This is a genomic window from Vreelandella malpeensis (assembly GCF_020622355.1).
Classification (GTDB): Bacteria; Pseudomonadota; Gammaproteobacteria; order Pseudomonadales; family Halomonadaceae; genus Vreelandella; species Vreelandella malpeensis.
In genome coordinates, this window is the sequence record NZ_WHVL01000001.1 from 913803 (window position 1) to 935108 (window position 21306).

Sequence of the window (21306 nt, forward strand, 5' to 3'; positions counted from 1 at the left end):
GCTGGGTGGGGCAAGGCGCCACTGGAAAGCAGTAGTAAACTGGTCTATTGTTTGCCGTGTCACTTCACTCAGCAAGAAGGAGTTTGCCGAATGGCTCATGAAACGCTTCTCGAACCGATCACGCTCGGCGATCTGACGCTGCCCAACCGGGTGGTCATGGCGCCGCTGACTCGGGCGCGCACCCCGGACAGCGTGCCCGGCGAGCTGCAGCAGGCCTACTACGGCCAGCGCGCCGGTGCCGGGTTGATCATTTCCGAGGCGACCAATATCTCGCCCACTGCGCGCGGCTATGTCTACACGCCGGGTATCTGGACCGACGAGCAGCAGGCCGGCTGGAAGAAGGTGGTCGACGCCGTGCACGCCAAGGGCGGGCGCATCGCGCTGCAGCTCTGGCACGTCGGGCGCGTTTCCCACGAAATGGTGCAGCCGGACGGTCAGGCGCCGGTCGCCCCCAGCGCCTTGAAAGGCGAAGGCGCGAACGCCTTCGTCGAGTTCGAGGACGGCAGCGCCGGCCAGCACCCCGCAAGCACCCCCCGGGCGCTGGAAACCGACGAGATCCCCGGCATTGTCGAGGACTACCGTCAGGCGGCCCAACGCGCCAAAAATGCCGGTTTCGACATGATCGAAGTGCACGCCGCCAACGCCTACCTGCTCAACCAGTTCCTGGCCACCGGCACCAACCAGCGCACTGATCGCTACGGCGGCTCGATCGAGAACCGCGCCCGCTTCCCGCTGGAGGTGGTCGATGCGGTGATCGAAGTGGTCGGCGCCGGCCGCGTGGGTATCCGTCTCACGCCGTTCATCGAGATCTTCGGGCTGACCGACGACGAGCCCGAGGAGATGGCGCTGTATCTAGCCGATGAGCTGTCCCAGCGCGGCATCGCCTACATCCATCTCAACGAGCCCAACTGGGCTGGTGGCGACAACACCTTCCCGGACGGTTTCCGCGAGCGGATGCGCGAGCGCTTCAATGGCCGGTTGATCTACTGCGGCCATTACGACGTCGACAAGGGCGAGGCGCTGCTCGAAAGCGGCAACGGCGAGCTCGTCGCCTTCGGGCGCCCCTACATCGCCAACCCGGACCTGGTCGAGCGCTTTCGCGTGGCTGCGCCGCTCAACGAACCGGACCAGGAGACCTTCTACGGGGGTGATGCTAAGGGCTATACCGACTACCCGTTTCTCGACAACGGCCACGACCGACTGAAGTAAGATTTGCCTTGCGGAAGGTTATAGACATCTGAAAAAGCAGTCGTTTTTATCGAAGCACCACGCCCGTGGTGCTTTTTTTGTACCCGGATGGCTAAAAATCCTGCTATTTTCGACTACGTTACCTATTCACGCGTGCGGGGCTGTCGCAGGGGCCACTGGCCTTTGATCGACAGGGTTCGCGTTTGGTGTCTGGCTTGGGGTGATAAATGAATACGATTTCCCTTCCGGTGTGGCTCGCCTTTGTATCGCTGCTGTGCGGCGTGGTGGCGGCGGCACTGTTCGTTTACGTGGTGCTGCCAAGGCGTCGACGCGCCAAGGCGCGCAAGGCGCAGGCAGCCATGCCCAAGCCCGCCCCGGCACCGCCGGCCGAGCCCGCCCCGCCGCCGGTGCCTGCCGCCAAGGTCAAGCAGCATTCACTGTTCGTGATCTTCGCCCACCCGGACGCCACCACCGACGAGCGGCTCACCGAGTGGCTGCGCGGCAAGAACGCCCGCTTCGATCCGCTCAAGAAGGTCTTTCTGATCGACGGCCAGCAGCGCTCGAACCCGGTCACCCTGGCCAACGCCTTTCCCCCCGGCGAGATGCCGGATCTCTTGCGCGGCGAGTCCCACGCGCCGATTCGCGGGGTGAGCCTGCTGGTCAAGCCACCTCTGCACAAGCGGCGCAACCAGCAAATGCACGTCTACGTGGCGCTGGCCAAGGAGCTCAACGACGCCTTCAAGGGCGACATGCTCGATAGCGAGCAGAACCCCGCCACCGACACGACCTACCAGCAGATCCTCAGCTAGCCAGTACGCCCTGGCTTCGCAGGTAGTCGTCGTAGCTGCCGCTGAAATCGACGATGCCCTCCGGCTGCATGTCGATGATGCGAGTGGCAAGGCTCGAGACGAACTCGCGGTCGTGGCTGACGAACAGCAGCGTGCCTGGGTAGTTCTCGAGTGCCAGGTTGAGCGCCTCGATCGACTCCATGTCCAGGTGGTTGGTGGGTTCGTCCATCAGCAGCACGTTGGGGTTGGTGAGCGTCAACTTGCCGAACAGCATCCGCCCCTGCTCGCCGCCGGAGATCACCTTCACCGACTTATTGATGTCGTCGCTTGAGAACAGCATCCGCCCGAGCGCCCCGCGTACCACCTGCTCGCCGCCCTTGGTCCACTGCCCCATCCATTCGAACAGCGTCGCATCCGCTGCGAAGTCGGCGCCGTGGTCCTGGGCGAACACGCCAAGCTCGGCGGCGTCGGTCCACTTCACCTCGCCGCTTTGCGGTGCAAGATCCCCGGCCAGGGTCTTCAACAACGTGGTCTTGCCGATGCCGTTAGGGCCGATGATGGCGATGCGCTCGCCGGCCTCCACGACCATCGAGAAGCACTCGAACAGCGGCGGATTGCCCTCGAACCCCTGGCTGATCGCCTCGACGCTGACTGCGTTGCGGTGGATCTTCCTGTTCTGGTCGAAGCGGATGAACGGGCTCACCCGGCTCGAGGGCTTGATCTCCTCGAGCTTGATCTTGTCGATCTGGCGCGCCCGGGAGGTCGCCTGCTTGGCCTTGGAGGCGTTGGCGGAGAAGCGGCTGACGAACTGCTGAAGCTCGGCGATCTGCGCCTTCTTCTTGGCGTTGTCGGCGTGCTGGCGCTCCCGCGCCGCAGTGGCGGCGGTCATGTACTCGTCGTAGTTGCCGGGGAACAGGGTGATCTCGCCGTAGTCCAGATCCGCCATGTGGGTGCAGACGCTGTTCAGGAAGTGGCGGTCGTGGGAGATGATCACCATGGTGCTGCTGCGCGCCTTGAGGATCTCCTCGAGCCAGCGGATGGTGTTGATGTCCAGGTGGTTGGTCGGCTCGTCGAGCAGCAGCACGTCCGGGTCGGAGAACAGCGCCTGGGCGAGCAGCACTCGAAGCTTCCAGCCCGGCGCCACTTCACTCATGGGGCCAAAGTGCTGTTCGAGCGGAATGCCTAAGCCCAACAGCAGCTCGCCGGCACGGGCCTCGGCGGTGTAGCCGTCGAGCTCGGCGAAGCGCACCTCGAGATCCGCCACCGCCATGCCGTCCTCCTCGCTCATCTCGGGCAAGGCGTAGATGCGCTCGCGCTCCGCGGCGACCTGCCAGAGCTCGACGTTGCCCATGATGACGGTGTCGATCACCCGCTCGTGCTCGAAGGCGAACTGGTCCTGGCGCAGCTTGCCAAGGCGAGTGCTACTGTCGAGCATCACCTGGCCCGACGAGGGCTCGAGCTCGCCGCCGAGAATCTTCATGAAGGTGGACTTGCCGCAGCCGTTGGCGCCGATCAGTCCGTAACGGTTGCCGTTGTTGAATTTGACCGAGACGTTCTCGAACAGGGGCTTGGCCCCGAACTGCATGGTGATGTTGGCGGTGGCGATCAAGAGGGAGCCCCTGGTTGGCATGGGTGCGAAGGTGGGCGCGCAAGCGCGCAAAGGCTCGCGATTCTACGCGCTAATGCAGCGTCTGGCACCTGCCGCCGTGCTCAATCCGCCGCACTCGGCGAAAGCGTCAGCAGAACCCGCCCATGATCAACCACTTGCCGAAACCGCGTGGCGAGGATATCGACGATACCATCGTGCTCGCCCACCAGACGCGTGAAGACAATGCGAAGCGCCGGGTGGCGCGTTTGGGTCTCGCGGCAGATCTCGGCGATGTCGCCGCCGTCACCGGCGTGACGGCCAGGCGACAGAAACAGCAGCGCCACCACCACGGTGGCCTCAAAAAACTCGACGCTCTCCAGCAAGTTCTCCAGAAGCGGCTCGTTGAAGCGGTAGGCGTCGCCCTCGCGACGCTCCATGGAGGCCGGCGCCACGCAGGCGACGCACTCGCCCAACAGCGCCCCGAGCTGGCCCGCCAGGCGGTTGCGCACTGCCGTGACCTCGAAGATCGGGCTTCCGTGGTCGACCAGCGCCACGCGCGGCGGAGCGCCTTCGGGCAGTACCTCGCGTACGTTGTCGGCGAGGATGTCGGCCAGGCGCAGGTCGTTGTCGCCGCGCTCGTCGACCAGCGGCATCGCCACCCGCACGCTCACGCCGGGGAAGCGCGCCTGGAGCTCGGCCATACGTTTGGGCAGGTAGTCGGTCAGCGCGCGGCTTGCGCCGAAGAAGAACGGGATGACGACGATCTCCCGCGTGCCTTCGGCAGCGCTGCGCTCGGCGGCGGGGCCGAGGGTGAGAGCAGGCTCGCCGTCGAGTTCTGCGGCAGGGATCTTGTTCGAGTGCAGAAGCGAGGCCGGAATGACCGGGGCGTCGACCCGCTCGCCGAGCATGGCCGCCACGCGGCGCAGATTGAACACGGCGGCGGGCTTGAGCGAGCCGTTGTCGACCAGAAAGATCGCGCGCATGAGGGCCTCCTGGAGAACGTTTTCGGCCATGGTATCATGGCCGTTTGACCCCGTTCTGGCTGACCTCGATGATCGATACCACCGCCCTCAACCGCACGCGCCGACCTGTCGACGAACACGGCGATATCTGGATCTTCGGCTACGGCTCGCTGATCTGGAAGGCGGACTTCCCCTTTCTGGAGAGGCGCCGCGCCTTCATCAAGGGCTGGGAGCGGCGTTTCTGGCAAGGCTCCCATGACCACCGTGGCACCCCGGAGGCGCCTGGGCGGGTGGTCACCTTGACCCGGGCCGAGGGGGCGATCTGCCATGGCATGGCGTATCGCATCAACGAGGCGACGCTTGCGCCGCTCGACCACCGCGAGAAGAACGGCTATTTGCGTGAGATCACGCCACTGCATTTCGCCGATGGCGTTAAGGCTCAGGGCCTCGTCTACATGGCCACCGAGGACAACCCGGCCTTTCTAGGCCCGGCCCCCATCGAGGCCATGGCGCGCCATATCCACGAGGCCGTGGGCCCGAGTGGCCCCAACCGCGATTACCTGATCAACCTGGCCCAGGCGCTTCGCGAGTTGAACGTGGAAGACGCGCACATCTTCGCGCTGGAGGCGCAGCTTGCGCGCCTTTAGCGTTACCAGTAGCGCGGGTAGCGGCGGTGGCGGGCCAGGTTGTTGACCAGGATCGCCACCGCCAGCATCACCACGCAGCCGATGCCGATCGGCGCCAGCGGATACCACCAGCCAAGCTGATGCACGCTCGAACCGCCGCCCACGGCGATCAGCGCGGCGGCGGCCCCTGGCGGATGCACCGTATGGGTGAGCTGCATGACCAGGATGGAGAGCGATACCGCCAGCGCCATGGCCACCGACGTGGCGCCGAGCAGCTGAAAGCAGGCAACGCCGATGGCCGCCGAGAACATGCTGCCGAACAGCACGTGGCTGGGCTGGGCGAAGGGACTGTCCGGGGCGGCGTAGATCAACACCGAGGTGGCGCCGAAGGAGCCCACGATCAAAAGCTGCTGGCTCAGCCAGTGGGTGCTCAGCCAGCAGATCAGCGCCATTCCGCTGAACGCCCCGACCCAGGACCAGAGCGCATCCTGCCAGCCGACCCGGCCACGCTTGAAGGGCTCACCGCGCATCTTGCCTAGATAGGTTCGCATGGCACTCTCTTAAGCAACCGATTTTCTCAAGCACTAAAAGAGTGCAAATGATCGCAAAATGCACCAGATAAGCAAATGGTAATCGATCACCCGCTAATGAATTCGATTCATGCGCCGTGCTCGGCCAACGCTACATCATCAGCCAGGAGAGAATGAACAGCGCAAGGATCGTCTTGACGATGCCGCCGAGGATCGAGCCGCGTAGAAACGACTTGATGCCGCCCCACAGGATCAGAAGGCCGATGACCAGCACCGCGATGCTGAAGAAGGAGGCGCTGATGCCGAGCGACCGGGTGAGTCCATCGATGAAGTCGCTGAACGCCCCGAAGAAGTTGGTGAAAATCCCCAGCAGAAACTCCACCACCACGCGAATCGCCTCACCGATGGCCTCGCCCACCCCACCGAAAAATCCGTTAGCTTGCATCCGTTCTGCCTCAGGTCGAAAGGAGTCAAGCATTGTCGATGAAAACGTCAGGCAGGGCAAAGCAAAGCGTCCACCTTCCCCGACGCCTTTACCCGCCCCGGGTCTGCTAGACTAGGGCGCGTTTTTCCAACCCCTTGCCGGCAGGTGGTTTTCCATGCTCAACCAGCGCGCGCTCGTCTACCTCAACGAGGTCATCCGCAGGGGGTCGCTGCGCCGGGCGGCGGCGCACCTGGACGTCGACCCGTCGGCACTGAGCCGCCAGATCAAGGCGCTGGAGGAAACGCTGGGCAGCAAGCTGTGCGAGCGGGTAGGCAGCGGCATGCGCGCCACCCAGGCGGGCATCCTGCTGGCCCAGCACTTCAACACCCAGCGCGCTCAGGAGGAGGCGGTGCTTTCCCGGCTCACGGCACTGCAGGGGCTTTCTCGCGGCAACGTTCGCATCGCCGTCGGCGAGGGGTTCATCGCCGATCTGATCGCCCGCCCGCTGGAGGCGTTCATGACCACCTTCCAGGGCATCAGCGTGGACATTCGCATGGCCGGGGTGAACGAGGCGATGTCGCTGCTGAAGGATTACGAGGTGGATCTGGCGCTGCTCTACGCCCCGCCGGTGGACCCGGCGCTTCACTGCCACGTCGAAACGCGCCAGCCGCTGGATCTGATCGTGCCGCCGGGGCATCCGCTCTGCAGGCTCAAGCGGGCGATCACCCTCGACGACCTGAGCGACTGGCCGCTGGGGCTGATGGACAATCCCTTCGGCATGCGTCAGATGGTCAACATGGTGGAGCACCACGAGCGCATTCACCTGGAGGCGCGCCTCTACACCAACTCGGTGGCGGTGCTGAAGAACTTCGTGCGCTCGGGCATCGGCGTCACCTTCATGCCGGAGCTGACCGTGGAGGACGAGATCCATCGCGGCGAAATTGTCACCCTGCCGATGCGCTACGCGCTAATGAACGAAGCCCGCGCCCAGATCGTCAGTCTCAAAGGCCACGAGCTCACCGTGGCGGCGGCGACCTGCCTCAAGCACCTGCATCATGACATGCGCTTCTTTTCCGCCAACGCGCCGCGCCTGTTGATATAAAAACAACACTTTGGGTATTGCATAGTCAACACATCAATGCATAGTCTCCTCATGCAAATTTGTTAATAACGATAAGTAGGCTTCTCATACTCGCCTACCTCACCAATCAAGGGAATCTCACCATGCTGCGTTTCAACCTCACGCGCCTGGGTGCTGCGTGCCTGCTCGGCTCGCTGGCCATGACTCAGACCGCGTTGGCCGCGACCACCATCAACCTGAGCTACAACGGCGCACCGGACCCGGACAAGAACGCGGTGCACGTGTTCGCGACCAACCTCAAGGAGCTGGTGGAAGAGCGCACCGACAACGAGATCGAGCTACGCCTGTTCCCCAACAGCATGCTGGGCAGCGAAGAGGAGCGTATGGAGCAGACGATGAACACGCCCATGCTCAACATCGCCTCCTTCGCCGGTATCTCGCCGCTGGCCGATGAGCTGTTCGTCAGTGCCATCCCGTTCCTGTTCGAGGACTTCGCTGCCGCGCGCACCTTCTTCGACGAAGGCCGCTACTGGCAGACCTTCAGCGACGAGTTCAGCGAGCGCACCGGCGTCGACATGCTGGCGGTGGTCGAGGAAGGCGGCTTTCTGGCCTTCACCAACAACCAGCGCCCGATCCGTCAGCCTAGCGACTTCGAAGGCCTGCGCTTTCGCGCCATGGACCCGAGTCAGGTAGCGCTGTACGAATCCTTCGGCGCCTCCGGCACGCCGATTCCCTGGACCGAGACCTACATGGCGCTGCGCACCGGCATTGCCAACGGCCAGATGAACCCGCCGATGTACATCATCCTGGCGAGCCTCTACGAGGTTCAGAACTACCTGACCCTGGCCAACATCCAGTACTCGGACCAGTTCCTGGTCGGCAACAGCGAAATGATCGCCAGTTGGGACGACGAACTGCGCGCCGCCTTCCAGGACGCCGTGGCAGAAGCCAACCAGCGCGCCCGCGAGACCAACGAATCCCAGGTCGACACGCGCATCGCCTACCTCGAGGCCGAGGGCATGGAAGTGATTCGTCCGACCCATGAAGAGCTCGAAGCGTTCCAGACCATCGGCCAGCCTGCCTACCTCGAGTGGCTCGCCGAGCGCGGCATCAAGCAGCGCTGGATCGACATGGCGCTCGAGGACGCTGGCGTCGAAACGCTCTCCGAATAAGCCGTTTCTTCGCTTGTCAGGGCTAGCTTCGGCTGGCCCTTTTTCTGGCCGCCGCAGGAGCGATACTATGCTAATAACCTTTCGCCATCGTCTGCTCTCCTTCAGCCGTTCCCTGTCGATTGCCATCGCCGCGATCCTTCTGGCGACGAACGTGCTGATCATTCTCTATGGCGTGCTCACCCGCTATCTGCTCGGCGGTGCGCCGATCTGGACCGATGAGCTCTCCCGCTTTTTGATCATCGCCACCGTCATGCTCGCCGCCGGCGCCGTGTGGGCCGAAGGTGGGCACATGCGCGTGGCGCTGCTGGAGCGGCGCCTGCCCGGACGCTTTGCGGCGGCGCTGGTGGCCTATCAGTGGCTGGTGACGCTGGCCATCGCCCTTGGCGGCGCCTTTGTGAGCTACCGCTACGCGATGTCGCCGTCGATCGGGCTGTTCAAGACCTCGGGGCTCGGCATCAGCCGCTCGATTCCGCTGCTGTCCCTGGCGGTAGGCTTCACACTGCTGGCCATGCACGTGCTGCTCTACGGCCCCACCCCGCTCAAGACCGTGGAGGATGACCAATGATCCTGACCATGCTGGCGATCTTTCTCGCCCACGTGCTGCTGGGCCTGCCGCTGTTCATCGCGCTGCTGGTCACTGCACTTTCGGGCTTTCTGTTCGTCGATCCCTCGATGATCCTGCGCATGATGCCCCAGCAGTTCTTCGGCGGCATCGACGTGTTTTCGCTGATGGCGATTCCACTGTTCATCCTGGCCGGCAACCTGATGAACGCGAGCGGGCTGACCGAGCGCCTGATGGGCCTGGCGCGGCTGATGGTGGGGCACCTGCGCGGCGGCATGGGCCACGTCAACGTGGTGTCGAGCGTGTTCTTCGCCGGTGTCAACGGCTCGGCGGTGGCGGACACCTCGGCGCTCGGCTCGCTCTTGGTGCCGGCGATGGAGAAAGAGGGCTACTCGCGCTCCTTCGCCGCCGGGCTCACCGCAGGGAGCTCCCTGATCGGGCCGATCATTCCGCCGAGCATCTTCATGATTCTCTATGCCTCACTGACCAATACCTCGGTGGGGGACCTGTTTCTGGCCGGTATCGTCCCCGGGCTCTTGCTGGGGCTTGCGTTCATGGGCATGAACGCCTGGTACGCCTGGCGTCACCAGTTGCCCAAGAGCGGTCGCTTGCCCTCGATGGGCCAGCTCGGCGCGGCGTGTCTTGCCGCGGCCCCGGCGCTGGTGGCACCGTTCATCATCGTGGCGGGCATCGTGCTCGGATTCGTCACGCCGACCGAATCCGGGGCCCTGACCGCCCTGTACGTCGCGGTTTGCGGCGTGGTGCTGGGGGGCTTGCGCCTTCGCCACTGCTGGCAGGCGCTCAAGGACACCGCCCGGCTCACCTCGATGATTTTCTTGATCATGGCCGCCTCTGCCACCATCAGTTGGCTGCTCTCCTACGCCCAGGTGCCGGTGCAGTTCGTCTCGCTGCTCTCGCCCTTCGTGGATAGCCCGGTGCTCGTGCTGCTGATGTTGAGCGCGATCACCTTCGTCACCGGCATGTTCATGGAAGAGGTGTCGGCACTGATGCTGCTCACGCCGATCTTTGCGCCGGTGGCGATGATGGCGGGGATCGACCCGGTGCACCTGGGCGTGATCATCACCCTCAACATCACCATCGCCCTGATCACCCCACCTCTGGGGGCCTGCGTGTACGTTGCCGCCGCCGTCAGCCGGCTCGAGATCGTGACCCTGTTCAAGGCGATCTGGCCGTTCGTGTTGATCGCCCTCGGTGTCTTGTTGCTGCTCATCGTGTTTCCCGGCCTGACCCTCTGGTTGCCTCATGCTCTTGGATAAATCCATGCCGTCATCCCCCAGCGTTCTACCCGCCATTCCTCATCATCCGGCACCGGACTGGCCCCGGGCGAGCGCCCTGCCGATACGGGACAACGGCGAACGCCTGCTGCCCATGAGCCTGGCGCAGGCGCCGATCCGGGTGTTTCCGGCCTACTCCCGGCTAGGTATTCCCGGCACTATCGACGACTGCTTCGTGCGCGAGGGGGTATATCGGGCGCTGGTTGCCGTCGCCCAAAGCCTGCCGCCGGGCATCGGGTTGATCGTGCTGGATGGCTGGCGCCCCTGGCGGGTACAGCAGTATCTGTTCGATACCCTGCAGGCGGCGATCGCCCTGCGCCATCCGGAGCTCGACGATGAGTCGCTGGGCGAGCGCACCCGCGAGTTCGTGTCGATCCCCAGCACCGACGAGCGCGCGCCGAGCCCGCACCTGACCGGTGGGGCCGTGGATGTGACGCTGTGCGATGCCATTGGCGTGCCGCTGGACATGGGAACGCTGTTCGACGAAGCCGTGCCCGCCTCGCATACCGCCCACTTCGAGCGCGAGTACCTCGACGAGCGCGAGCGACGCGTGCGGGACAACCGGCGCCTTCTGTACCGCGCCATGTGCACTCAAGGCTTCACCAATCTGCCCAGCGAGTGGTGGCACTTCGATCTGGGCGATCAGCTCTGGGCCCACTTCAGCGGCCGCCCGCAGGCACACTACGGGCCCGCCGCCCTCGACACCATCGAGAACCGGTGGCGTCGCCAGCTGGGCTGAGCCTTCACGCGCGGGACCAAAAACGGCTACATTATCCACTCTTGCCGTCACGTTCACGCTAGAGAAGGAGGTTTAGCCATGCCAAGCGTTTTGATTACCGGCGCCACGTCGGGTTTCGGTCGCGCCGCCGCCTACCGCTTCGCCAAGGCTGGCTGGTCGCTGATTCTGACCGGCCGCCGCGAGGAGCGCCTGAAGGCGCTGGAGGACGAGCTTGGAAGCCAGGTCGAGGTGCTCACGCTGACACTCGACGTGCGCGATGCCGACGCCATCGCCCAGGCGCTCAAGAACCTGCCAGAGGCGCTTTTGCCGCTCACCTGCCTGATCAACAACGCGGGGCTGGCGCTGGCGCCGGAGCCGTCGCAGAAGGTGGCGCTGCGCGACTGGCACACCATGATCGACACCAATATCACGGGGCTCGTGAACGTCACCCACGCGGCGCTGCCGCTTCTGATCGAGCACGGCGCGGGAGCGAGCATCCTGAATCTGGGGTCGGTGGCCGGGCAGTGGCCCTATCCGGGCGGGCACGTCTACGGGGCGTCGAAGGCATTCGTGCAGCAGTTCGGTTACAACCTGCGCTGCGATCTGCTGGGCACCGGCGTGCGGGTGACGGATCTCGCCCCGGGCATGGCGGAAACCGAGTTCACCTTGGTGCGCACCAAGGGCGATCAGGCAGCGTCCGATGCGCTCTACCGGGGCACCACGCCGCTGCAGGCCGAGGATATTGCCGAGCAACTCTTCTATCTCGCCACGCTGCCAGCGCACGTCAACATCAACCGCTTGGAGATCATGCCGGTTCGCCAGGCCTGGTCCCCCTTCGCCGTGGATCGCGACAAGACCTGACGAACCGGCTCAGTAGCAGACCCGATCGCGCCCCTGCTCCTTGGCACGGTAGAGGGCGTTGTCGGCGCGCTTCATGACGCTTTGCTGATGCTCGCTGAGGCGCGCCTCGATCACACCGAGACTCACGCTCACCCTGCCCACCTGGGGGAAGTGCGTCTCGCGGATGCAGCAGCGAATCTTCTCGGCCAGCGCAATCGCCTGCTCGAGCGAGGTTTCCGGGGCGAGCACCATGAACTCCTCGCCGCCCCAGCGCGCGCAATAGTCCGCCTTGCGCAGGTTCGACTTGAGCTGCTCGCCGATGCTCGCCAGCACCTGATCACCCATGTCGTGGCCGTGGCTGTCGTTGATCGCCTTGAAATAGTCGATATCGAGCATGATCAGTGAAAAGGGCCGGATATAGCGGTTGAGGCGGCTGATTTCCTTCTTGAGCAGCACGTCGAAGCGGGCGCGATTGTAGAGCCCGGTAAGCATGTCGGTGGTGGCCAGGCGCTCGAGCTCGGCCTCCTTCTCCACCCGCTTGGAAATATCCCGCTGCACGAGCACCAGCACTCGCGAGGCGTAGCCAGGCATGTTCATGGCGGTCACTCGCCATTCGATCAGCGTGGCGGGGGCACGGGGACAGCGTGCGCGGCTGTGCCGATCGAGCCCCGAGAGCGAGTAGCCATCGCACAGCTCGCCTTTGGAAAGCGCCTGACCGAGCTTGCGCAACAGTCGGCGATTCTCCATGTCACGCTCCACGATCCGAGGTGCGGCGCCCAGCCATTGATCGCGCCGCCCGCCCCAGAAACGCAGGTACTCGTCGCTGATATCGAGAAGGTGAAGATCGCTGCCGCCCGCCTGACCGCCCAACACGGCGATCGCCTGGGGGTTGGATTCATTGGCGGGTGGCGCCGGCGTCGGCAAGGGTTCCAACATGGTGTTTTCTTCCACTGAAGCGTGATCAAGCGATGTCCTTCGCTTTTACTCTGGACGTGTCGCAGCCACAGGGTGGTCAAGGGCCCATCATGAGCCGGCGGCTTCGACATTTACACTATGATACACTTTTTAACCTAGTTGATGGATATCCCATACTATCGACGGCGTGTTTAAAAACCGATCGACAATGGCGTGGGCGAGCCTGCGCAACAGTAGGCTAAGCGTAGGACGGAAAACACGTCGACGCGGGGGGATTTTTCTAGTCACCGGACGATAGAACGCTTACCGAGAACAGCTCAAGTCACCCTCCTCACAGTGGGCGTGCTCGTCCAGTGTGCGGGTGCGCTCTCGAGTGAGCGTGGTCAGGCATTGATTACGCACCATGGGTTCGGCGCTGCCGCCGGCGACCCCTTGGGCGGCGTAATCGCACTCGGCATCGCGAAAGGCGATCCAGGCGCGCTGCGCCGTGACCAGCGCCTGACGGGCATCGCCTTCGAGCGGTTCGATCAGCGTCTGGTACGCCTCGTTGAGATCGCTATCCGCCGTCTGGTAGGCCTGGCCGGCGCAGCGGTTCATGTTGGCCTGAGTCGTGGCGTCGTCGCAAGACGTCTCGCTCTCTCCGGCAACGGCGAAGGTCATAAAAAAGGTCATGAAGAAGGCGCTCGACAGAGTCAGCGCAAGTGCGGTCGATCGCATGAAAACGGCCTCGGGTGCGGGAATTCCTTCACCATAGTCAACAAGCCCCGGCCCCACCAGCGAAACAGCGGAAAAAAACACCCCCAGGCATAGGCCCGGGGGTGCGTGGTGTCGCGCGCTGAAAGGTGTCAGTGGGCAAGCATCTCCTCGACGACCTCGTCGCCGGACAGCTCGCTCGGGTAGTAGGTGGGCCAGTGGGTGACTTCCTCGAGCAGCGCCGCGCGGTCATCGCCCCAGTAGAGATGGAAGTGGTGGGCGTCGGTCGGGTAGATATCGTGGTCGCTGAACTGGATGTACCGGGGCATGTCGGCCTCGACGTCCTCGGTTTCGAAGATAAAGCGTACCCCACGATTGCCCGCCTCGTACTCGAGGATCTCGAAGCCGTCGTAGTGGTAGTCGGCGCTGCTTTCCTCGCCGTTTTCGACAAAGGTAATCGTATCGCCGTCGATCACGATGCGCTCGACGTCGGTCCGGTAGCCGGTCTCGTAGTACTCGGCGTACTCTTCGGCGCTCTTGTCACCGCTCTCGGCCTTGCGCTCGAACACCGGCGCCAGGGAGCCGTCCTGAAGATAGGGGTAGACGGACTGCCAGTCGCCCTCCCAGTCGCCAAGCGTGCGATCCTCGACCTGATCGTCATCGAAATAGCCCCGATAGATATCGCTGTCGTGAGCATGCTCGTGTGCGTGATCGTTGCCATGATCATGAGAGTGCGCATGGTCATGAGAGTGATCATGGCCGTGCTCATGGGAATGATCGTGGTCGCCGGCCAGAGCGCCCTGAAAACCCACCATCATCAATGATCCGGCGGTGAGGGCACCCAGGGCCTTACCAGTGAAACGTGACATGCGTTCTCCTCGTTCAACGTACAGGAAAGGCGCGGCAACGCCGGCCTTCTAGATAATGATATAACATATCAATTAAGCGAAGAGATTGGCAAGTGTTCGAGCGTTAAATACGTTGGCATGGCGACAACGCTCGGCGCGCGCTAATTTGAGCAGACAAGGTCGACCGACCGGGTAACGAGGGAACGACATGCTGTACGTACTGAGTCTTCTAGGGGGAATCGCCCTTTTGACCCTGGGCGGTGAGGCGCTGGTTCGCGGTGCGGTGTCCGGTGCCGAAAGGCTCGGGGTCTCGGCGCTTTTCACCGGCCTTGTGATCGTCGGCTTCGGAACCTCGGCACCGGAACTGGTGGTGTCGATCAACGCCGCTCTCGACAACAAGCCGGACATCGCCATCGGCAACGTCGTCGGCAGCAACATCGGCAACATCATGCTCATTCTGGGGCTTTGCGCCCTGATCTACCCTCTCACGACGCGGCTCGAAGCGCTCAAGCGCGACGGGTTGGTGATGTTGCTGGCCACGCTTCTGTTCATCGTACTGGGGCTCAGCGGCACGCTTGGCCGCTTCGATGCGGTCCTGTTCATGGCGGGCCTGGTGGGTTATCTGGTCTGGGCCTACTTGAGCGAGCGCCAGGGAGTGCCGAATGTGGACCTGCAGGCGGATGCGACCGCGCCGGCCACCCGCCCACTGTCGACGCCCTGGATCGTGGCCGGCGTAGTGGGTGGACTTGCGCTATTGATCGGCGGCTCCCAGCTGCTGCTCTACGGCGCAGTAGGACTTGCCGAGTCCGCGGGCATTTCCGAGGCGGTCATCGGCTTGACCATCGTGGCAGTGGGTACCTCGCTTCCAGAGCTTGCGGTATCGCTGGTGGCGGCCATTCGCCGCCATGCGGACGTGGCGGTCGGCAACATCCTCGGCAGCAACATCTTCAACCTGCTGGGCATCCTGGGGGTGTCGGCGTTCTTGCAGCCGCTGACGCTGGTGGATCGCATGATCGTGTTCGACCAGTGGGTGATGCTGGGCTCGGCGGTGATCCTGCTGGTGTTCTTGTATACCGGGCTGCGCCTGTCCCGCCCCGAAGGGGCGATACTGCTGCTGGGCTACGCCGCGTATGTGGTAGCGAGCTTCACGGTCTTGGCATAATACGGTTTTCGATTCGACGAGGAGTCGCCGATGCGCCTTGGTACCCTGGGACCCGACAGCAGCAACCACGGCCTGATCGCTAGGCGCTACCTGCGCCGCCACGCCCCCCGACGTGGCCAGTGCGTCTATTTCGAGGCCTTCGATCACGCCTTCGACGCGCTGCTGGCCGGTGAAATCACCCACCTGCTTCAATGCAGCGCCCACGCCAGCCACGCCGAGTGCGTGGGGCGCACCATGCACCGCACCTTTCCGGTGGATGCCTTCATCGCAGGCTCCCATCCTCTGGCACTGGTGATGCGCCGCGACGCGGTGGACACCTCGCGTATCGCCCTGCAGGCCGCCACCCGCCATTACACCGACCTGAGCGACTTCACCACGGTCGTCGAGATGCCCACCACCGCCGCCGTGGCCCAGGCGCTGCTGGAGGGGCGGGAGACGGCGGGCATCTGCGCCGAGCAAGCGGCCGAGCAGGCCCCCGAGACCCTTCGCGTGGTGCGCGCGCTGGGCCCGGCGCTGGATACCTGGATTGTCTACGCGACCACGCCTCTGACTCCAGAGGCGCCGCTCTGGTTAAACGACGAAGATGGCCACCACGCCCAGTAGCACGAACACCACCCGCCAGCCGAGCGCGCGCCGGGCGATCACGCCATAGGAGATCAGCGTGAGGCCAACGGCCACCTTCAGCGCGCTGATCACTGCCCCGGTCGGATCGAAAGCCAGGGCGATGATGTCCGGATTCGCCACCATGGCCAGGGGAATGATGTACAGCCCGATCCCCAGCGCCATCGCCTTGAGAGCGACCTTCAGCCAGTTCTCCCCCACCATGCCCGCGGCGATGAACACCGCGCCGCACACCGGCGGCGTGATGGTGGAGAGCAAGGCGAACCAGAACACGAACAGGTGCGCCAGCAGCGGCGAAAGTCCGAGGGAGGTCAGCGCAGGCCCCGCCACGGACACGCAGATGACGTAGGCGGCGGTCGTGGGCACTTCCATGCCCAGTATCAGGCAGGCAAGTGCTGTGAGCAGCAGCGCCGGCCAGAGCATGTCGTTCGAGAGTGACAGGATCCCCGAGGTGATTTTCACACCGAGCCCGGTCAGCGACAGCACGCCGACCACTACCGAGGCGCAGATGATAATCGCCCCGATCACCGCGATCTGGCGCCCGGCGGTGAGGGCAGCCTCGCTGAGCCGCTCGACGAAACCCGGCAGCGAGAAGCGCAGCCGCACGTTGAACAGCAAAAGCGCCATGCCGGCGAAGATGGCGATGCTCGCCGCGTACTGCGGCGTGAAACCGGCGAGGAAGATGCGCTCGAGCAGCAGCACGAAGGGCACGGCGAAGAACAGCGAGGTGATCAGCACCTCGCGAGGTGCCGGCCGCTCGCTCTCGGCCACGGGCTTCAAGTCATGGCGGGTGGCGAAGGCATTGATACCCACCCACACGGTCAGGAAGTACAGGATCGCCGGCAGCGTCGCCGCCGCCATGATCTGGGTGTAGGGCGTACCGGTCAGCTCGACCATCACGAAGGCACCGGCACCCATCAACGGCGGCATGATCTGCCCGCCGGAGGAGGCTACCGCCTCCACGGCGCCAGCAAGCGAACGCGGGTAACCCAGGCGCACCATCGAGGGAATGGTGATCGCCCCGGTGGAGGCCACGTTGGCGGACGCCGAGCCCGAGATCGAGCCCATCAGCGCCGAAGAGATCACCGAGACCTTCGCCCCGCCGCCGGTGAGCCGCCCGGCGATGGCGGAAGCCAGGTTCATGAACCCCTGCCCCGCCTCGCCTGCGTTGAGCACCGCACCGAAGATGACGAAGATTGCCACCACACTGACGCTCACGCCGGTCAGCGACCCCCAGAGCCCGCCTTCGGCGATGGTCAAGGTGCCCACCAGGCTCGGCAGCGGAATGCCCGCATGGCCGAAGGCGCCGGGCACGTGCTCGCCGAGCACGCCGTAGGCAAGCGCGATCAGCGCCACCAGCGGCAGCGGCCACCCGATCGCCCGGCGCGCGGCTTCCAGCGCCAGCAGGATCAGGAACACGCCGATGGCCATCTGCAGATGGGTATCGATGAACCCGTACTGGTTGGCCAGCGCCGGTTCGTTGAAGGCGATGTAGCCGCAGGCCGCCACGCCCAGAAGCGTCAGCAGCCAGCCGCTGGCGCGCTGCACTCGCGTGCGCGCCATGTAGACCAGCACCCAGGGCAGCAACAGCGCCATGTGCAGGGGCCGGCTGACCAGCGCCGGGGCCAGGCCGTAGAACACCAGGCCAAGGTGGAAGGCGACACTTGCCGCGCCAAGGGCCACCCAGCCGCTCGCCCAGGGGCGCGCCGGTTGGAGGGAAGTATCAAAAGGAGCCTGCATCGAAGGTGCCTATCGACGAAATCCCCCCGCAGGCGGCGCCCGCGGGGGGATACAAGGAGGAGGAATCAGCGCAGCGCGTCGGGAATGTCGATGCCGGCTTCGTCGTAGTAGCGCAGCGCGCCGGGGTGCAGCGGCGTGATCATCTGCGCGAGCATGTCCGGGGTGATGGCCCCCCACCAGGCCGCCTCTTCGGCCATGGCGTCGCGACGCTCCCAGAAGGCCTTGGTGAGCGCGTAGGCGGTCTCGTCGTCCATCTGCGCGGTGGTGAAGGCCATGACCGGCAGCGACGTGGTATGCACGTCCTCGTCGACACCCGGATAAGTGCCGCCGGGAATCACCTGGGCCGTGGCCCCGGTCTGCTCGATCTGCTCGTCGGTCAAGCTCACCAGGGTGATCGGCATGCTGGCAGCGATCTCGATCACGTTGGGCGTGGGAAAGGAGCTGGCGGTGACGAAGGCATCGATCTGGCCGTTCTTCAGCGCGTCCGGGCCGCTGCCCAGCGCCGCATCGGCGATGCGCACGTCACCGTCCAGCCCGAACAGCTCGAGGTAGCGCTGCGCCTCGCGGGCGCCATAGGTGCCGCGGCCGATCAGCACGTGCTTGTCGGCGAGCGCCTCGACCCCGGCGGTGCCGTGATCGCCGGCGATGACGAAGTGCATGGTGATCGAGGGAATCGGGAACAGTCCGCGGATTTCCTGAAAGCGCGGGCTCTGACGCTGGGCAAAGGGCCCCTCGCCCTGCATCGCCTGTTCGACCAGCGCCGGCGGCGTGGTGAACACGTAGTTGCCCTGGCGCGCCATCACCTCCATGACGTTCTGCACCGAGCCCTGGCTCTCCTCGAGCGTCAGAATGATGGCGTCGTCGGTCTCCTCGCGGATCGCCTCGGAGAGCTCGACGCCCATCTGGTAGTAGGCCGTTCCCGCCGAGGAGGACTTGTAGGTGATACGCGTCTGCGCCTGGGCGGAAAACGCGAGCGTGGTCGTGGTGAGCAGCGCGACCGAGAGCGTCAGCGCGCGATGAAGAGAGCGAATCGAGTAGCGCATGGGCGTCCTTCGTATGTTCAGCCCCCGTCGAGGGGGTCTCGTTTTAATGGCCCGGGGCGGGCCTTGCAGGGCTAACATACCACGGTGCGCCTTGCCAGGCAGCTCCCCCGGGTAGCCAAAGGCATGCCGGCTTCGACCAATGGCTAACGCCCCCAGCAGGTATGCCACCCGCCAGTGGCGAAGGCTATTAGCGAAACGGTTAATTTCCTAAAAAAAGACGTCTCGACACCGCCCCGATGCGGCTTTGTTCGGTTTTATTCCGTATTGGCGCAAAAGCTCGATTGTTAAACTGACTTTGCTTATTCCCGCCTATTACAACGTCTATAGGATGAATGCCTTATGCCTTTGCTCGATAGCAGTCTCGGCCGGCCACGATGCACGCGTGGCCGGCTTTTCGTATTGGCCTGCGCGCTGCTCGCCTTCGCGCCATCGGCGCTGGCGATCACCGGCGAGCTCGACCTGACCGCGACCGGGATCGGCCTGTTCGCCCTGGCGGTGTTCGTGGTGGCCTACGCGCTGGTGATGCTCGAAGAGAAGATCCACATGCGCAAGTCCAAACCCGTGCTGGTGGCGGCGGGTGTGATCTGGGGGCTGATCGGCTTCGTCTACGTGCAGAACGGCTTGTCGGAAACCTCCGAGTACGCGTTTCGCATGACGCTTCTGGAGTTCACCGAGCTGATGCTGTTCCTCCTGGTGGCGATGACTTACATCAACGCCATGGAGGAGCGACGAGTGTTCGATGCGCTGCGCTCCTGGATGCTGCGCAAGGGGTTCAACTACCGCACCCTGTTCTGGCTGACCGGTGGGCTCGCCTTTCTGCTCTCGCCGGTCGCCGACAACCTGACCACGGCGCTTTTGATGTGCGCGGTGATCACCAAGGTTGCCGAGGGCGACAAGCGCTTCATCAACCTGGCCTGCATCAACATCGTGGTGGGCGCCAATGCCGGAGGCGCATTCAGCCCCTTCGGCGACATCACCACGCTGATGGTCTGGCAGGCGGGTATCCTCGAGTTCCAGGAATTCTTCATCCTGTTTCTGCCGGCGCTGGTCAACTTCCTGGTGCCGGCGCTGATCATGAGCGCGTTCATCAAGGACCAGAAACCGGCAAGCGTCCACGAGGAGGTGCTGCTCAAGCGCGGCGCGCGGCGCATCATCGCGCTGTTCTTGCTGACCATCGCCACGGCGGTGGCCTGCCATACGCTGCTGGATCTGCCGCCGGTGCTGGGCATGATGACCGGGCTTGGCTACCTGCAGTTCTTCGGTTTCTACCTGCGCAAGAGCCTGCCGCGCTCGCTTGCCCGCAAGCGCGAGCGCTACAGTCGCCTGGGCGACAACAAGAAGCTCGAGCAGCTGGGCAGCGTGGTGCCCTTCGATGTGTTCAACCGCGTGGCCCGCGCCGAGTGGGACACCCTGCTGTTCTTCTACGGCGTGGTGATGTGCGTCGGCGGGCTCGGGTTCATGGGCTACCTGGGGCTTCTGTCCGAGGCGCTCTACAGCGGCTGGAACCCGACCTGGGCCAACGTCACGCTCGGCGTGGTTTCAGCGGTGGTGGACAACATCCCGGTGATGTTCGCCGTGCTCACCATGCAGCCAGCCATGTCCGAAGGCCAGTGGCTGTTGATCACCCTGACCGCCGGCGTTGGCGGAAGCCTTCTGTCGATCGGCTCAGCGGCGGGGGTCGCGGTGATGGGCCAGGCCCGGGGCGCCTACACCTTCATGGGGCACCTGCGCTGGGCGCCGGTGATCCTGCTGGGCTATGTGGCGAGCATCCTGGTGCATCTGTGGCTCAACGCGGGCAGCTTCGCTGCCCTGGGGTGAGTTGCGAGGCTCAGCGCTCGGGAAGATCCAGTGGCCCCACCCGGTCGATCACGCGTTGCCAGGCGGGGTCGCTTTCGAGCCGTCGGAGGTAGGCGTCGATCGCCGGGTAGCGTGACAGCGAGCGGGTGCCTTTCAGCGCCAGCATGGGAAAGCTCATCTGCACGTCGGCACCGCTTGGCCAGACGCCGCCGAAACTGCCCTTGTCGGCCAGGTGCGCCTCGATGAAATCGAGGTGACGATCGAGCTGCGGGTCGAGAAAGCGCTCGCGGATCGCCGCACTGATACCCTTGGCGACCGGGCGTACCAACGCCGGCGACTGCTTGGGTATTTGACTGAAGACCAGGCTCATCAGCAGAAGCGGCATCAGCGAGCCTTCGGCGTAGTGCAGCCAGTAGCGGTAGTCGACCCACTCGCGGGTCTCGTCGACATTCGGCTGCAGGCGCCCGTCGCCGTAGCGCTGCACCAGATAGTCGACGATCGCCCCGGACTCGGCGACGGTCAGCTCGCCGTCGGTGATCACCGGTGACTTGCCCAACGGATGCACTTCTCGCAGCGCCTTGGGCGCCTGCATGTGCTTGTCGCGCCGGTAGACCGTCACGTCGTACTCGAGCCCGAGCAGTTCGAGCAGCCAGATCACCCGGTGCGAGCGGGATTTCTCGAGATGATGTACCTGGATCATGATCGCTCCTTGG

The 21306-nt window shown here is 64.4% G+C and carries 22 protein-coding genes; 12 read left to right on the forward strand and 10 right to left on the reverse strand.

Annotation, left to right across the window (positions count from 1 at the left end):
- Window positions 1-90 precede the first annotated feature (90 nt).
- Together GEV37_RS04165 and GEV37_RS04170 are read left to right on the forward strand one after the other, a co-directional pair.
- A complete protein-coding gene (locus GEV37_RS04165; protein WP_227388932.1) occupies window positions 91-1209 on the forward strand; it encodes an alkene reductase in 1119 nt (372 codons plus the stop codon).
- A 206-nt stretch (window positions 1210-1415) separates the two neighbouring features.
- Window positions 1416-1997: a cell division protein ZipA C-terminal FtsZ-binding domain-containing protein gene (locus GEV37_RS04170; protein ID WP_227388933.1), complete on the forward strand. Its 582-nt coding sequence runs from the start codon at window positions 1416-1418 to the stop codon at window positions 1995-1997.
- Here GEV37_RS04170 and GEV37_RS04175 read toward each other — a convergent pair.
- Both GEV37_RS04175 and GEV37_RS04180 read right to left on the reverse strand, forming a co-directional pair.
- Complete coding sequence (locus GEV37_RS04175) at window positions 1990-3585, reverse strand: ABC-F family ATPase (protein ID WP_227388935.1); 1596 nt, start codon at window positions 3583-3585, stop codon at window positions 1990-1992. The two genes, GEV37_RS04170 and GEV37_RS04175, sit on opposite strands and share 8 nt — an antisense overlap.
- 101 nt (window positions 3586-3686) lie before the next feature.
- Window positions 3687-4547, reverse strand: coding sequence for a sirohydrochlorin chelatase (locus GEV37_RS04180; protein ID WP_227388936.1), 861 nt, complete (start codon window positions 4545-4547; stop codon window positions 3687-3689).
- 68 nt (window positions 4548-4615) lie between these two features.
- Between GEV37_RS04180 and GEV37_RS04185 the strand changes: the two genes are divergently transcribed.
- Window positions 4616-5173, forward strand: a complete 558-nt coding sequence (locus GEV37_RS04185) for a gamma-glutamylcyclotransferase (RefSeq protein WP_227389209.1) — start codon at window positions 4616-4618, stop codon at window positions 5171-5173.
- Window positions 5174-5175: 2 nt separating this feature from the next.
- Here GEV37_RS04185 and GEV37_RS04190 read toward each other — a convergent pair whose 3' ends face one another.
- Complete coding sequence (locus GEV37_RS04190) at window positions 5176-5703, reverse strand: HPP family protein (RefSeq protein WP_227388937.1); 528 nt, start codon at window positions 5701-5703, stop codon at window positions 5176-5178.
- Between the two features lie 130 nt (window positions 5704-5833).
- A complete protein-coding gene (locus tag GEV37_RS04195) occupies window positions 5834-6127 on the reverse strand; it encodes a hypothetical protein (protein ID WP_227388938.1) in 294 nt (97 codons plus the stop codon).
- Between the two features lie 154 nt (window positions 6128-6281).
- On the opposite strand from GEV37_RS04195, the gene GEV37_RS04200 reads away from it, so the two are divergent.
- The 6 genes from GEV37_RS04200 (at window position 6282) to GEV37_RS04225 (ending at window position 11795) form a co-directional block, all read left to right on the forward strand.
- On the forward strand, window positions 6282-7208 hold the full coding sequence (locus GEV37_RS04200) for a LysR family transcriptional regulator (protein ID WP_227388940.1): 927 nt from the start codon (window positions 6282-6284) through the stop codon (window positions 7206-7208).
- A 122-nt stretch (window positions 7209-7330) separates the two neighbouring features.
- Complete coding sequence (gene dctP, locus GEV37_RS04205; RefSeq protein ID WP_227388941.1) at window positions 7331-8359, forward strand: TRAP transporter substrate-binding protein DctP; 1029 nt, start codon at window positions 7331-7333, stop codon at window positions 8357-8359.
- A gap of 67 nt (window positions 8360-8426) precedes the next feature.
- The gene (locus tag GEV37_RS04210) at window positions 8427-8924 is read left to right on the forward strand and encodes a TRAP transporter small permease (protein WP_227388942.1); all 498 of its coding nucleotides are present in this window, start codon (window positions 8427-8429) and stop codon (window positions 8922-8924) included.
- A complete protein-coding gene (locus GEV37_RS04215; protein WP_227388943.1) occupies window positions 8921-10198 on the forward strand; it encodes a TRAP transporter large permease in 1278 nt (425 codons plus the stop codon). The genes GEV37_RS04210 and GEV37_RS04215 overlap by 4 nt, the downstream gene beginning before the upstream one ends.
- Window positions 10199-10202: 4 nt before the next feature.
- Complete coding sequence (locus GEV37_RS04220; protein ID WP_227388944.1) at window positions 10203-10955, forward strand: M15 family metallopeptidase; 753 nt, start codon at window positions 10203-10205, stop codon at window positions 10953-10955.
- Between the two features lie 78 nt (window positions 10956-11033).
- Window positions 11034-11795: an SDR family NAD(P)-dependent oxidoreductase gene (locus tag GEV37_RS04225; protein WP_227388945.1), complete on the forward strand. Its 762-nt coding sequence runs from the start codon at window positions 11034-11036 to the stop codon at window positions 11793-11795.
- A gap of 9 nt (window positions 11796-11804) precedes the next feature.
- On the opposite strand, the gene GEV37_RS04230 is transcribed toward GEV37_RS04225, so the two are convergent.
- From GEV37_RS04230 to GEV37_RS04240, 3 genes are all read right to left on the reverse strand, one after another.
- Window positions 11805-12710, reverse strand: coding sequence for a GGDEF domain-containing protein (locus GEV37_RS04230; protein WP_227388946.1), 906 nt, complete (start codon window positions 12708-12710; stop codon window positions 11805-11807).
- A 282-nt stretch (window positions 12711-12992) separates the two neighbouring features.
- Window positions 12993-13406: a lysozyme inhibitor LprI family protein gene (locus GEV37_RS04235; protein WP_227388947.1), complete on the reverse strand. Its 414-nt coding sequence runs from the start codon at window positions 13404-13406 to the stop codon at window positions 12993-12995.
- A gap of 128 nt (window positions 13407-13534) precedes the next feature.
- Window positions 13535-14251 carry a ZinT family metal-binding protein gene (locus GEV37_RS04240; RefSeq protein ID WP_227388948.1) on the reverse strand — a complete coding sequence of 239 codons (717 nt, stop codon included), beginning with the start codon at window positions 14249-14251 and terminating at the stop codon, window positions 13535-13537.
- A 187-nt stretch (window positions 14252-14438) separates the two neighbouring features.
- Here GEV37_RS04240 and GEV37_RS04245 point away from each other — a divergent pair, with 187 nt between their 5' ends.
- Both GEV37_RS04245 and GEV37_RS04250 read left to right on the forward strand, forming a co-directional pair.
- Entirely contained in the window at window positions 14439-15392 is a 954-nt protein-coding gene (locus GEV37_RS04245; RefSeq protein ID WP_227388949.1) for a calcium/sodium antiporter, read from the forward strand.
- Between the two features lie 30 nt (window positions 15393-15422).
- Complete coding sequence (locus tag GEV37_RS04250) at window positions 15423-15995, forward strand: hypothetical protein (RefSeq protein ID WP_227388950.1); 573 nt, start codon at window positions 15423-15425, stop codon at window positions 15993-15995.
- Here GEV37_RS04250 and GEV37_RS04255 read toward each other — a convergent pair.
- Complete coding sequence (locus GEV37_RS04255; RefSeq protein ID WP_227388952.1) at window positions 15963-17753, reverse strand: TRAP transporter permease; 1791 nt, start codon at window positions 17751-17753, stop codon at window positions 15963-15965. The two genes, GEV37_RS04250 and GEV37_RS04255, sit on opposite strands and share 33 nt — an antisense overlap.
- Before the next feature lie 65 nt (window positions 17754-17818).
- Window positions 17819-18796: a TAXI family TRAP transporter solute-binding subunit gene (locus GEV37_RS04260; protein ID WP_227388953.1), complete on the reverse strand. Its 978-nt coding sequence runs from the start codon at window positions 18794-18796 to the stop codon at window positions 17819-17821.
- A gap of 339 nt (window positions 18797-19135) precedes the next feature.
- On the opposite strand from GEV37_RS04260, the gene nhaD reads away from it, so the two are divergent.
- Window positions 19136-20614, forward strand: a complete 1479-nt coding sequence (gene nhaD, locus GEV37_RS04265; protein ID WP_227388955.1) for a sodium:proton antiporter NhaD — start codon at window positions 19136-19138, stop codon at window positions 20612-20614.
- 10 nt (window positions 20615-20624) lie between these two features.
- On the opposite strand, the gene GEV37_RS04270 is transcribed toward nhaD, so the two are convergent.
- A complete protein-coding gene (locus GEV37_RS04270; protein ID WP_227388957.1) occupies window positions 20625-21293 on the reverse strand; it encodes a glutathione S-transferase family protein in 669 nt (222 codons plus the stop codon).
- Window positions 21294-21306 lie beyond the last annotated feature (13 nt).